Source organism: Flavobacterium sp. (assembly GCF_025352425.1).
Classification (GTDB): domain Bacteria; phylum Bacteroidota; class Bacteroidia; order Flavobacteriales; family Flavobacteriaceae; genus Flavobacterium.
Genome location: NZ_JANXTI010000079.1, coordinates 19,772 through 32,937, shown reverse-complemented (window position 1 = coordinate 32,937; position 13,166 = coordinate 19,772). Strand labels below are relative to the sequence as shown.

Below are 13,166 nucleotides of genomic sequence, written 5' to 3'. Positions count from 1 at the left end.
TGATAAGTCTGAAATAAAACAACTGTCATTTTTTTGATGCCTTGTTTTGAGAAACGAGAGATTTTAAAAATTAAATAACTGAATAACAATTAGATAAAAAATAAAAATAGTCTTTTTTATTTTTTATCGGACATTAATGTTTATATATTATGAATGTTCAGTTTTCTCGTAAGCAAAGATATTAATTCAAGTATCATTAATCATATTGTGTGTCAGCCAAATTGCACTCTTTTGCAAGCTTTGATTTGTGTGTCGGCTTGTGTGGCTTGCAAATGTGTGCAATGTGCGGTTGCCCTGAATTTTAAAATTTTTGTGCGGTAGGAAAAAAATCAAACACGAAGCGGTCGGCTTACAGTGACGATTTTCAGTCCGCCCAATATGGTCGAAATTGCTGTCTGCTTGTATTTTTGTCATCAGTGTCATTGTTGTCGTGTCGTTCTTTACGCTTGCTGCTAACTAGTCTATACCCGAATACTAATCCCCCTTTTTATGCTATTTCGGTAAGATAGTCGAAGGTTTTAAGGATTTTTATAGCGACTATAAATCAACAAAACCAATTCGGGTTAAAAACAAATTTAGTTTATTTTTTCTTACACATCAAAAGGGTTCTTAATATTTTTTAACGAAGTACTGCTCACATGGGTATAAATCATCGTCGTCTTCGGACTGCTATGCCCAAGCAAATCCTGTATATACCTCAAATCAGTGCCGCTTTCCAATAAATGGGTGGCAAAGCTATGCCGCAATGTGTGCAAACTAATCCGCTTGTCTATCCGCGCTTTTACCGCTGCCTGTTGTAAAACCACTTGCGCGCTCCGGTCACTATAAACCCCGCCATGCAGGCCCTCAAATAAATAGGACTTTGGTTTATACACAGCATAATATTCCCGCAATAACAATAAAACCCTGTTCGATAATAAAGTATAGCGATCCTTTTTTCCCTTGGCATTCTTAACATGAATCAGCATACGCTTGCTGTCAATATCGGTGGCTTTCATATGCAGGGCCTCGCTAATGCGTAAACCCGCCGAATAAATCAGCGCCAGCATCGTTTTGTGTTTTAGGTTATCCGTCACATCAATCAGGCGCAAAACCTCTTCCTTACTCAAAACATTAGGCAAAGTTTTCTCCCTTCTCGGACGATGAATCTTTTCGATATCCATAATAGTATTACTTACAATCTTAAAAAATAACTTAATCGCATTCACAATCTGATTCTGATACGAAGCTGATAAATTATGCTTCAAGATATACTCATTGTTATACTTAATCACATCTTCATTGGTCAAATCAGCAACCATTTTTCGATTGTGGAAAACCAAAAACGACTTCATGGCATCCATATAGGTTTTAATCGTATTCTCACTATATCGTTTAGACCGCATCCACTCCCTAAAAACTATCAACGCCGCTATTCCTTCAGCACTTGGCAATAAATCTGCAGCACTCGTCAAACCAAACTCTTTTCGGTATGCTTCCGTGTCCGGCACGTGCCAGGCCTTTAGGCTCGAACTCCACTGCCTGCCCTCAAAAGCCTTAATCCGGTCAAGCAATTCAGGGTCTTTCTCAAACGAAACCATAATCCTCGCCGCACCTTTATGCTTTATCAACTTCGCATTCCATCCCATTTAATTTAGTGTTTGCCGCAAAATGCTGCCAAGTAACCCATTTCTATTTACATACGGGTACACTTTTACTATACATTTTCAAAACCTTTATACAACCGCCGCCACCCTACAATTTCATTAAAATAGCCTTGGTTGCTGCTGCTACTAGTCCTAAATATTTTCAAACATCATTGGTTACAATTGTACCTAACGCTAAATATTTTCAAACAGTATTGGTTACAGTTGTAACCAATGCTAAATTTTTTTAAACAGTATTGGTTACAGTTGTAACCAACGCTAAAAATTTTCAAACAGTGTTTGTAACAGTTGTGACAAGCCCTAAATACTTTCAAACTGCACGTGTGACATTCATAACGAGCTATAAATTGTTTTAAACGAAGAGGGTCACTATGTTAAAATTTTCCTAAATTTTCCTACAAACATAAATCTGGCATATTAATTGGCTGTAGCTGATTACTTATTTATAGTGAATAAGGAATTCATTATTATCAATTAAAAAAAAAGTATTATGAACACAACAATTACTCCAGAAGATGGAAACTTGAAATCAAGAGGAAAAGGTAATGTACCTACTGCCGATATTGATTTTGGAACTGTAGTTACTAATGTAGCAACTAAATGGAATGAAACCGAAAGCATTAGTCTTATCTGGACAACGGCATCGGAGTTTAACACCCAGGCTACGGCCTATAACACCGAACTTTCTATTAGAAATCAGGTGGGTGGGGGAAGACCTCAAATTACAAAGGCAATGAATGTATTGGATGCCACAATGGTGGAGGCCCTTAAATACGTAAAAGGGTATATCGTAGATAAATACAAAGATTCGTCCACGTCTTACTTTCCCGCCTTTGGTATTGAGTATAAAAACAACAGGTATTTTTTTCCAATAGACAGAAACAAACGATTGGCTTCTTTAGTACTTATGCTTCAGGGACTTTTGGATAACGGATTCGGAGACAAGGAATTTGGCACCGCCTTTTGGACGGATATTAAATCGCAATATGAAAACCTGATCACTCAGGCGTCTTCTACAGATGGAACCATCTCGACTAAGGTGAGTGCCAAAAATACCCTGAAGGGAGCCCTTAAGAAAACATTGAACAGCTTAATATCAGTAATCAAAGGCAATTACCCCGATACTTACAAAGCCGAACTACGAAGCTGGGGGTTCCAAAAAGAGAAATACTAAATAAACAAATTCCCGATTATTTCGGTATAGACCTGACTGGTTTCAAAATCCAGTCAGGTCTACTTGTGTTTAGCCGATAGCAGAACCATAGAATTCCTTATTCTCAAGGGCGAAAGGGTTACATAATTTTTGCTATTTGTTATAACTTTGCTAACTTTAACCCATTGTTTAAGAATTAAAATTTACATTGTCACCTAATTAATAAATTTAAACACAAAAATTATGAGAATGAAATTTTTTATTACAATGGTATTAGTTTTAGCGAGCGGATTATTTTTAAATTCATGCTCAAAGGATGATGCAGCACCTCCAACCATAACTTTCACTCAAGCAGAGGGAGTAGCTAATTCACAAGGTGAATATACACTGACAGGTCATATCCATTCAGATGTTAGGCTTTCTAAAGTTGTAATTACAAAACAAGGATCTGCTACTCCGTTTTTAACAGATGATTTGACCGCAAATAATAAAAATGACTATGATTTCACCTATTTAATCACAGGAATTACTGCAAACACGTATATCATAATAGATATTTATAATCAAGCAAACGTTAAAACGACTAGACAATATTTAATTCACCCTTAAGTTTATAGGTCTCTCTTAAGTCGTTTTCTTTTTTCGTTCGATAGCTCCAGCCTTATCCTATTCCGAAGCTGGGGTTTCCAAAAAGAGAAATACTAAAAGCGAAAACGCCTCACGAAAGTGGGGCTTTTTTATGCCTAAATCAAACAAAAAACCACATCACACATATAGTCAATATTCCATAACTCATAACTCAACATAATCCAAATCTGTAGCGTGGGTTTCCCGTATAGTCAGCGTAGCATAAATCGCTAAGGCAAAGGCAATCAAACCCACATAAGCCGCCGAATGTATGACGCTATTGGTATTTTTCAGATAATCAAAACCCATAAGCATCAGCGGAACAGAACCTCTTACCATATTGGGTACGCTCGTAGTTGCAGTGCTTCGGAGGTTGGTGCCAAATTGTTCGGCGGCGACCGTAACAAACAGCGCCCAAAAGCCTGTTCCGAAACCTATCCAGAAGCAATAGAAGTAATACATGTTTTCGGACTTCCTGCCGCTGAATAGGAGCAAGGCTACGCCCACAAACGTAAACAGCAGCATGTATAAAATGGCTTTTTTTCTCGATTTTAATACATGCGAAAACCATCCGCTGGAGAAATCACTTAACGAAGTAGCGATGTACGTCCACATAATTGCCTTCCCCGGATTGATGGAAGCGATGCCCATTTCGGGAGCAAACTGATTGGCCATAAAAACCAATATTCCGATACAATACCAAATAGGAATGCCAATAAAGACACATCTTATGTATTTGGCAAACCGTTGTTTATTGGTAAAAAAGGAAAAGAAATCACCACGTTTCACAGCGGTATTTTCCTTTATGGTTTTAAACATACCACTTTCAGCTACACTAATACGCAAAACCAATAAGGCCAAACCCAGGATTCCTCCAATGATGTACGCTGTTGTCCAGCTTCCCGCGAGTTCAACAGTAAATTGTGCCACAACAGCACCAAGCACGCCAAAACCCGCAACAATTGATGTTCCAATGGCACGCAATTCTTTGGGCAAGGTTTCTGAAACCAAGGTGATTCCCGCGCCAAGTTCTCCCGCTAAACCAATGCCCGCTATAAAGCGCAATAGGGCATAGGCAGTTGCCTTGTCCATAAAATTGATTTGAGGTAAAAATCCACAGGCAATATTGGCCAGCGAATACACTATAATCGAACCAAATAAAACTGAAAGCCGTCCTTTCTTATCACCAAAAACACCCCATATGATTCCGCCAAGCACCAATCCAATCATCTGATAATTGATAATCATCGTCCCGATTTTATCCGCGTCCAGTCCCATACTTTTTAAACTTGGTATGCGCACAATACCAAAAAGCAATAAATCATAAATGTCAACAAAATACCCAAGGGCAGCAATGATAACAGGGAAACTGAAGAGGATTCGAATTTTTTCTTTGGTCGAAAAGGTTCTCATTGGTTTGGTTTTGCTCGGATAAATATAACAAAAAACGGGAAAGATTTAGTCCTTCAGGTTCATTAGTCATTCCGAGGCACGAAGGAATCTCATACTCCCAACGCCGTTTTAGTCTTTTTAATCAAACCGTCTTTATGCAGCATCACCGAAATCGCTTTTAAGCGAACAAAAGGAACGCTGATATATACAAAACCATCTCTCCCCGAACTTGTTCCCCAGGAGTTTTTTACTTTATAATATTGATTTCCTTTCTGGTCGGCAACTTTCCCAACAATGTGCATCAAATGATCATCAACGGTGTCATAATTTTCAAATTCAGCCTGGCGGTATTCCTGGGTAATTCTTTTTTCGGGTTTGATTTCGTTTAATATCAAAGTAGCATCTCCCTCATTTTCCGGAATAACCGCAATGCCTCTAGCACCCGAAAAAGTTTTTTCGCTGACATCAGTATCCAAAGTTATAGTAAATCCTTTATCCAGTGCATTGTCTATATTTTGAATGAACTCATCCAACGGCAGATTGTAGTAACTGCCATTGGCAAAATTATCAGGAATACTTAGAATAAATTTTGAATAAAAAGCTTCATTTGTAAAGGAAGTCAGGGTTACATAATCGTCTAAATTCAATTTCGTCGTTGCCAAAAATTGCTTTGGCGTAAGCGACTTCCCTTCGTAATTGATTTTATTGTTATCGATGGCTTGTTGGGATGAAATTATTTTATCATCCTGATTAAATTTACCCATATAGGTATCTAAAACTCCGGCATAATCGGCTTTCCAGTTAGGATATTTTTTTGGAGTTTCAGCTACCGCTTTTTTTACAATGGCCTCTAATTCACCAACCATCTTATCGTGGTTGTATACCGAATTAGGGTCTGTTTTCCCGATGAAGTTGCTTTCGGGAACAACGCCATACCTTTTGGCACTGTTTATAACATCGTGACTCAATCCGCCTTCGCCAAATTGGGCTTTTCCCTGTCGCATCACATAGTTTTCGGCTTTGTCAAGATAAGTATTTCGAACATTGTACATTTCAGAAAGGTCTACTTTCTTTCCCGTTAAACGAATAATTTCCGCTTCTAAAAATGAGGTGGTAGAAAAACTCCAGCAGGTTCCCGTTTGATCTTGTGAGATTACAGGCGTGGCTTCAATATCTTTAATCGTATGGAATTCATAAGTTTGTGAAAACCCGTTATAACTGAATAATAAGAATGCAATGTAAAATATCGGTTTGTTCATAAGGATTTACTATTTGTTTTTTGCAGTTAAAAGTAAAAAATGGTTTATTTTTACGCTAAAATAGATTAATTTATTTTTTCCTAACTTTTATTTTAACAAATTTAAGCATTTACATGAATTCAATTAATTGGAAGACAGTTAAAGATTTTGAAGACATCACTTATAAAAAATGCAACGGCGTTGCGCGAATAGCTTTCAATCGTCCCGATGTTCGCAATGCCTTCCGACCGAAAACCACCAGTGAATTATTACAGGCTTTTCAAGATGCTCAGGAAGACACTTCTATTGGCGTGATTTTGCTTTCGGCAGAAGGTCCGAGCTCTAAAGATGGTATTTGGTCTTTTTGTTCGGGCGGCGATCAAAAAGCCCGCGGTCATCAGGGCTATGTAGGTGATGATGGTTATCATCGTTTGAATATTCTGGATGTGCAGCGGTTAATTCGTTTTATGCCAAAAGCCGTTATCTGCGTTGTTCCCGGTTGGGCTGTTGGTGGCGGTCATAGTTTACACGTTGTCTGCGATTTGACTCTAGCAAGTAAAGAACATGCTATCTTTAAGCAAACCGATGCTGATGTGACGAGTTTTGATGGTGGCTATGGTTCGGCTTATCTGGCAAAAATGGTGGGACAAAAAAGGGCGCGGGAAATATTCTTTTTGGGAAGAAATTATTCGGCTCAGGAAGCTTTTGATATGGGAATGGTGAATGCCGTTATTCCGCACGCAGAGCTCGAAGACACAGCCTATCAATGGGCGCAGGAGATTTTGGAGAAATCGCCAACATCCATAAAAATGTTGAAGTTTGCCATGAATCTAACGGATGATGGAATGGTTGGCCAACAGGTTTTTGCCGGCGAAGCCACCCGATTAGCCTACATGACTGACGAAGCGAAAGAAGGAAGGGATGCATTTTTGGAAAAACGAAAGCCAAACTTTGAAAAGAAGTGGTTACCGTAATTTGTGGATTTGGTAATTTGGTTAGTTGAATAGCCAAATACAAATAACCGAATAACCCCATAACCAAATAAACTTAAAAAATGAAACACTGGATTGAAGCCGCACGGGTTAGAACGCTACCGCTTTCGGTATCCGGAATTATTGTGGGCAGTTTTTATGCCATGTCACAGGCAATGTTCAATTGGAAAATTGTAATTTTTGCTTTGCTCACCACTTTGGGATTGCAGATTCTTTCCAATTTTGCCAATGATTATGGTGATGGCATCAAAGGAACTGATAATGAAGATAGGGTTGGGCCAAAGCGAGCCATACAAAAAGGGGTTATTACGCCGTCTGCAATGAAAAAAGCCATGGTTTTAACTTCGCTAATTACGTTGTGTTTTGCGATTTTGCTAATCTATTTTGCCTTTAAGGAAAGCTACCTGCTTTATTCTTTTATCTTTTTATTTTTGGGAATTTTAGCAATAGCCTCGGCTATTCGGTATACCGTTGGAAACAGTGCTTATGGCTATCGTGGCTATGGCGATGTTTTTGTTTTTATTTTCTTTGGATTGGTAAGCACATTTGGCGTGTATTTTATGTTTTCAAAAGAAATAGACTGGTTATTACTATTGCCCGCAACTGCGATTGGTTTTTTGAGCGTTGGAGTTTTGAACTTAAACAATATGCGTGATGAAGAAAGCGATAGAAAAGCGGGTAAGAATACGATAGTTGTACAGAAAGGTGGAGAATGGGCTAAAAAATACCATTTCTTCATAATCATATCGGCTATGGTTTTCGTTATAGCTTTTGCTTTTTTAAATAATTTTCAATTTGACCAATATTTATTTATCGCGGCATACTTTCCCTTGGCGGGACATCTGTTAAGGGTGCATAAAAATAACAATCCAAAACTTTTAGATCCTGAGTTAAAGAAACTGGCATTGAGCACGTTCTTTCTTTCCATTTTGCTTTCATTGAGCCTGATATTTTTTGTTTCAGATATAATTGTAAATGTTTTTTTGGGAGGAAGATAGAGGTTTCGGATTATTAATATTAAAAAAACACAAATGAAAATTACTTTCTACGGGCACGCCTGCATCGGAATAGAAGTTAGCGGTAAGCATATTATTATTGATCCGTTTATTACAGGAAATCCAAAAGCCGCACACATCGACATAAATAGCCTGAAAGCGGATTATATTTTGCTGACACACGCACACAACGATCATACCTTAGATGTTGAAGCAATTGCTAAAAATACCAATGCTGTAATTGTTTCAGGTTATGAAACAGCGGTTTATTACGGTAATAAAGGCTTTCAGTATCATCCTATGAATCATGGCGGAAGCTGGCAATTTGATTTCGGCAAAGTGAAATATGTAACTGCAGTACATTCAAGTTCATTTGCTGACGGAACCTATGGCGGAAACCCTGGCGGATTTGTTATCGAAGGCGAACATAAAAACATCTACATTGCAGGAGATACTGCGCTTACTATGGACATGAAGCTTATTCCCATGCGGACAAAGCTTGATCTGGCGATTTTTCCAATTGGCAATAACTTTACCATGGATGTCGAAGATGCTATCATGGCGGCTGATTTTGTGGATTGCGATAAGATACTAGGCTGTCATTATGATACATTTGGTTTTATAGTTATCAATCACGATGAAGCCAAAAAGAAATTCTTTGATGCCGGAAAGGATTTAATGCTTTTGGATATTGGAGAAAGCATTTCGCTTTAATGATGAAGGCGTCGTACTTCAAATACATACTTCATTTTAAACAAGCTTCCGGAACTTCACGAGGCATTTTAACAGATAAGGAAACCTGGTTTATCATCTTGGAAAAAGACGGCAAAAAAGGAATAGGCGAGTGCGGAATCCTTCGCGGATTATCTGCAGACGACCGACCGGATTATGAAGAAAAATTAAAATGGACTTGTAAAAATATTCATCTTGGAGAACAAAAACTTTGGGATGAATTAATAGAATTCCCATCAATTCAATTCGGAATTGAGATGGCTTTTCTGTCTTTGAAAAGCGAAAATCCGTTCGTTTTATTTCCTTCCGATTTTACAAAAAGCACAAAAAGCATTTCGATAAATGGCCTGGTTTGGATGGGTGATGAAGCCTTTATGAAAGCCCAAATTGAGGACAAAATAGAACAAGGTTTTACTTGTATAAAACTGAAAATTGGAGCAATAGATTTTGACAAGGAAATCGATTTATTGCGCTCTATCAGAGCTAATTTTGATGAAAATACAATTGAAATTAGGGTCGATGCTAATGAGGCTTTTTCTGAAAATGACGCTTTATGTAAAATTACACAAATAACTGGCTTTAAGATTCATAGCATAGAGCAACCTATTGATAAAAATCATACTGACACGATGTCAGCTCTATGTAGAAATAGCCAAATTCCTATAGCTTTAGATGAAGCACTTATTGGCGTGTTTACGAAGGAAGAAAAGGAAAATTTACTTCAAAAAATAAGCCCGCAATATATCGTTTTGAAGCCAAGTTTTATTGGTGGATTTCGTGGAACTTTAGAATGGATTTCGATTGCAGAAAAATTGAATATTGGTTGGTGGATTACTTCAGCTTTGGAAAGCAATGTTGGTTTAAATGCGATTGCTCAATTTACTTTTTTGCAAAATAATTTAATGCCACAAGGTTTAGGAACAGGAGGTTTATTTACCAATAATTTTGATTGTCCGTTAACGGTTTTTAAGGGACAACTTTGGTACGATAAAAACAAAGACTGGAAAATTAATCTTGATGATTTTCATTAAAAAAACCTGCTCTATTTGAACAGGTTTTTTTTCTTTTAAACTAAAAACTTACTTATTTACTCCAATCAATTTTTCTTGAGAAATACATCACTGCACCCAGAATTAAAAATAATCCAATGCTTCCCACAAGCAATGCATAATCTTCCATTTGAATGATCACATATATGAATGTGTACAAAACCGAAAGTGAAATTCCAATGAACATTGGGAACTTCCTGTTTTTTAAAATCGAAATAGAATACAAAGTTATCATGGCGACGACTGAAGTCCCGGCAACGGTATAGGCAAAGCTAAATGTACTGTGTTCTGTAATTGAAATCAGCAACGTATAGAACATGATAAGCGCCAAACCTATCATTGAATACTGGAAAATATGAATATTGATTTTACTAACAGATTGAATTAAGAAGAAAATCAGGAAAGTCAAACCAATAACCAGAAAACCATATTTTGAAGCACGTTCGTTCTGCTGGTATTCATCCACAGTTTGGATTAGTTTTACGCCAAACAGATAATCATCCAAATCAGGTAATGCATTTACATACTGCTGTGTAAATGTTCGGTTGATGTCGAGGATTTTCCAATCCGCGTGAAATCCTTTTTTGTTAATGGTTTTCGTGGTATCGCTTGCAGCAAATGAACCTTCAAAACTCGGTGATTCCCAATCAGAATCTACGCTTACCGTAGTTATTTTTCCAACTGGAATAAATTTTACGCTATTGCTTCCGTTGTACGTGATTCCAAAATTGAAATTGATTTTATCATTTTTGATTAATGCTTTGTAATCAAAGCTGTTGGTGGCCAAAACGCTGTATTCGCTTTTGTCATTGTTTTGTGGTTCAAAAGAAAATTTATCATTGTTCAATTGAATTTTAAGTTCACTTTTAATGCTTTTTAAATTGGTGGTTTTTACGATTATGGAAGCTTTGCTCCATTGAATGTTTTCTTCGGCTATGCCAAGTTTTGTAAAATTCGGAGATGCAAAATTTCCTTTGAAATTCATATCTGCCGTGAAAACCACATGATTAAAAATGCCACGTTTCAGCGATTCATTTTTCTTGATATTTGAAGTATTTTTTAATTCATTAGGAAAGAAATAGGCATAATTGCTTACAGCTTTTCTCTCAATGGTTGTTGCCCCGGTTTTGGGATTGGTGATGTTGTAAGCTTCGTAACTTGTGTACGGAATCCTTAAAATCGGACCGTAAAACAAGATGTCCTTTCCCCATAAATTGGTAACTTCATCCACCATTTCTGTTTTTCGCTGTGAACGTTCTCGAATTAAATCCTGTACAAAGAATAGCGGAATTAATAAGACCAAGGTTAGGAATCCTACCATTAGCATTTTTGCAGTTGTAGATTGAAAGAAGCCTGTTCTTTCTTCTTGTGTTTCGTTTTCTGAAATTTCCATGATTTTAATTGTTTTTTATGTTAGAATTAATTGGTTGTATGTATTACGATGTTTAAATAGAATAATGCAATTGGAATGTTTGCCAGAAGGATGAGCATTCGAATAGCAATGATTTCTCTTTTAAGGCGATAAATTATGAATAGATAGAATAAGTGTAGAAATGTGATTCCATTGATTAGAATGGCCAATAGAACATAAAAATATCCGGCATATATGAGTAACATCGTTTCCGGGAATAATAAATAAAGGATTAGCAAAAGTGTTCCGATTCCGAAAGAAGTAATGGCTAAATAGGTTGAAAACTTTCCTGTGGATTTTGTTTGTGTTATCATGATATAGTTGTTTTATTTTCAAATAATAAATAAGAAATACTGTAGATTATTAGGATGAAGCTTCCAAAATAGAATGTAAATTCATAAGTATGAAAACTTTGCGTGCTGTTAAGAATTGTAGAAAAAAGGTCAACAGGGTTACTCAAAATATCCCAGCTGTTAAACCTCATTACACGCCCAAGATAGACGCCAAAGGCTGAGAGATAACAAAGGATGACTATTATTTGGCGACACTTTTTACTGTGAAATTTCATTTCCAACAATCCTTGAATTTGAAGCATCGAAGAAATTCCAGCATAAAATCCCGCTATGGAAAAGCAGGCCAGTAATAATGTATCAAATAAATACTGTAGGTCGTTGTCGTGGTTTAGATGTTTGAAATCTGTCAATAAATAGAACGCATTTGGCAGGAAAAGGAACCAGCTCACGAAGAGTAAATAAAATTTAAATCTACCAGGAACAGTTATCTTAATTTCTGATGATAGAAAATAAGGAATGTATCCTAAAAATAAATTCCATATCAAAAAGAGCAAATAGATATCGTGCGTGATTTTGACCCTTAACAGCATTAAAGCGATTGAAATTATGCCCAAGCTTACTAAATTGGAGTTTTGTTTTTTGTTTAAAAAATAAATGGTTAAAATTTTGTTCATAATTTTAATAATTAAAAGTACTTTGAATTTCAAAGTTTATTGATAAAAAAATAGGTTAACTTTTTTTGATTAATTTTTCAAGCGCTTCAATATGTTCCCTAAACGCTTTTTTTCCAGTTGTCGTGGCAATATACCTGGTGTTAGGCTTCTTTCCGATGAATTGTTTTTCAATCATGATATAGTTTTCGGTTTCCAATGCTTTGGTATGACTGGCAAGATTTCCATCGGTAACACCAAGCATTTCTTTTAGCATATTAAAATCGGCACTTTCATTGACCATCAATACCGACATAATCCCGAGACGGATTCGGTGATCAAAGGCTTTGTTGATATTTTGGATTATGGTTTTCACTGTTAATCCCTATCATATTTAAAATACATAACCGCACCGTAAACTATATGGCAAATTCCAAAACCTAATACCCAAAAGTACAAACCATATCCCGCAAACTCAACGGCAATTAAACCTAAAATAATTTCAGTTATTCCTAAGTAGCGAACGTCTTTCAAAGTGTATTTACTGGCATTCAGACAAGCCAATCCGTAAAAAATTAAAGTTATTGGTGCAATCAGACCATAAACGCCGTGACGCAATAGGAGCAAAGCAAAAATTCCACCCGTGAATAAAGGAATACAAAAGTTTATCAGCAGCCTTTTTGATGAAGAATTCCAGACATTTTCTCCTAATTTTTTAGCCTTTTGCTTGGTCATTATGAATGCCGTAACTAATGAAAGTACTAAAACAATGAAAGCGGTCAGAATTATTAGTTTAAACGTTAATCCTTCGATAATCACAACATCATATTTGTTTTTCTCCAAAAGCCGATTGACAATATAAGCACCAATCAATGCGTAAATCCCGGCCAAAATTCCGGATAAGCCACTTAATGAAATAAATTGTGTAGATTTTGACATCATCTGCTTGATGTCTTGTATGTCTTTAAGGTATTTTTCGTTTTCCATT

The 13,166-nt window shown here is 36.6% G+C and carries 14 protein-coding genes; 6 read left to right on the top strand and 8 right to left on the bottom strand.

Features of this window, described 5'->3' with window-relative positions; all coding sequences use genetic code 11:
* Positions 1–590: 590 nt before the first annotated feature.
* Positions 591–1,628 (bottom strand): site-specific integrase, encoded by a 1,038-nt coding sequence (locus tag Q0Q99_RS10210; RefSeq protein ID WP_293895265.1) that lies wholly within the window; start codon positions 1,626–1,628, stop codon positions 591–593.
* A gap of 508 nt (positions 1,629–2,136) precedes the next feature.
* Between Q0Q99_RS10210 and Q0Q99_RS10205 the strand changes: the two genes are divergently transcribed.
* The gene (locus tag Q0Q99_RS10205; RefSeq protein ID WP_293895262.1) at positions 2,137–2,820 is read left to right on the top strand and encodes a hypothetical protein; all 684 of its coding nucleotides are present in this window, start codon (positions 2,137–2,139) and stop codon (positions 2,818–2,820) included.
* Positions 2,821–3,048: 228 nt separating this feature from the next.
* A complete protein-coding gene (locus Q0Q99_RS10200) occupies positions 3,049–3,408 on the top strand; it encodes a hypothetical protein (RefSeq protein WP_293895260.1) in 360 nt (119 codons plus the stop codon).
* Between the two features lie 183 nt (positions 3,409–3,591).
* Here the strand turns inward: Q0Q99_RS10200 and Q0Q99_RS10195 are convergent, their stop codons facing one another.
* Both Q0Q99_RS10195 and Q0Q99_RS10190 read right to left on the bottom strand, forming a co-directional pair.
* Positions 3,592–4,839, bottom strand: coding sequence for an MFS transporter (locus Q0Q99_RS10195; RefSeq protein WP_293895257.1), 1,248 nt, complete (start codon positions 4,837–4,839; stop codon positions 3,592–3,594).
* A gap of 89 nt (positions 4,840–4,928) precedes the next feature.
* Positions 4,929–6,077: a C1 family peptidase gene (locus Q0Q99_RS10190; RefSeq protein ID WP_293895254.1), complete on the bottom strand. Its 1,149-nt coding sequence runs from the start codon at positions 6,075–6,077 to the stop codon at positions 4,929–4,931.
* A gap of 113 nt (positions 6,078–6,190) precedes the next feature.
* Between Q0Q99_RS10190 and Q0Q99_RS10185 the strand changes: the two genes are divergently transcribed.
* The 4 genes from Q0Q99_RS10185 (at position 6,191) to Q0Q99_RS10170 (ending at position 9,806) form a co-directional block, all read left to right on the top strand.
* Positions 6,191–7,030: a 1,4-dihydroxy-2-naphthoyl-CoA synthase gene (locus Q0Q99_RS10185; RefSeq protein WP_293895251.1), complete on the top strand. Its 840-nt coding sequence runs from the start codon at positions 6,191–6,193 to the stop codon at positions 7,028–7,030.
* Between the two features lie 80 nt (positions 7,031–7,110).
* A complete protein-coding gene (gene menA, locus Q0Q99_RS10180; RefSeq protein WP_293895248.1) occupies positions 7,111–8,046 on the top strand; it encodes a 1,4-dihydroxy-2-naphthoate octaprenyltransferase in 936 nt (311 codons plus the stop codon).
* 33 nt (positions 8,047–8,079) lie between these two features.
* Entirely contained in the window at positions 8,080–8,757 is a 678-nt protein-coding gene (locus tag Q0Q99_RS10175) for a metal-dependent hydrolase (RefSeq protein ID WP_293895246.1), read from the top strand.
* 2 nt (positions 8,758–8,759) lie between these two features.
* Positions 8,760–9,806: an o-succinylbenzoate synthase gene (locus Q0Q99_RS10170; RefSeq protein WP_293895244.1), complete on the top strand. Its 1,047-nt coding sequence runs from the start codon at positions 8,760–8,762 to the stop codon at positions 9,804–9,806.
* 52 nt (positions 9,807–9,858) lie between these two features.
* Here the strand turns inward: Q0Q99_RS10170 and creD are convergent, their stop codons facing one another.
* The 5 genes from creD to Q0Q99_RS10145 are packed head-to-tail and all read right to left on the bottom strand — an operon-like array spanning position 9,859 to position 13,165.
* A complete protein-coding gene (gene creD, locus Q0Q99_RS10165; protein ID WP_293895242.1) occupies positions 9,859–11,217 on the bottom strand; it encodes a cell envelope integrity protein CreD in 1,359 nt (452 codons plus the stop codon).
* Between the two features lie 26 nt (positions 11,218–11,243).
* Positions 11,244–11,549, bottom strand: a complete 306-nt coding sequence (locus Q0Q99_RS10160; RefSeq protein WP_293895239.1) for a hypothetical protein — start codon at positions 11,547–11,549, stop codon at positions 11,244–11,246.
* Positions 11,546–12,202, bottom strand: coding sequence for a DUF1361 domain-containing protein (locus tag Q0Q99_RS10155; protein ID WP_293895236.1), 657 nt, complete (start codon positions 12,200–12,202; stop codon positions 11,546–11,548). Before Q0Q99_RS10155 ends, Q0Q99_RS10160 begins: the two co-directional genes overlap by 4 nt.
* Positions 12,203–12,257: 55 nt before the next feature.
* A complete protein-coding gene (locus Q0Q99_RS10150) occupies positions 12,258–12,554 on the bottom strand; it encodes a transcriptional regulator (protein ID WP_293895233.1) in 297 nt (98 codons plus the stop codon).
* A 2-nt stretch (positions 12,555–12,556) separates the two neighbouring features.
* Positions 12,557–13,165 (bottom strand): hypothetical protein, encoded by a 609-nt coding sequence (locus Q0Q99_RS10145; protein WP_293895230.1) that lies wholly within the window; start codon positions 13,163–13,165, stop codon positions 12,557–12,559.
* Between the last annotated feature and the right edge of the window lies 1 nt (position 13,166).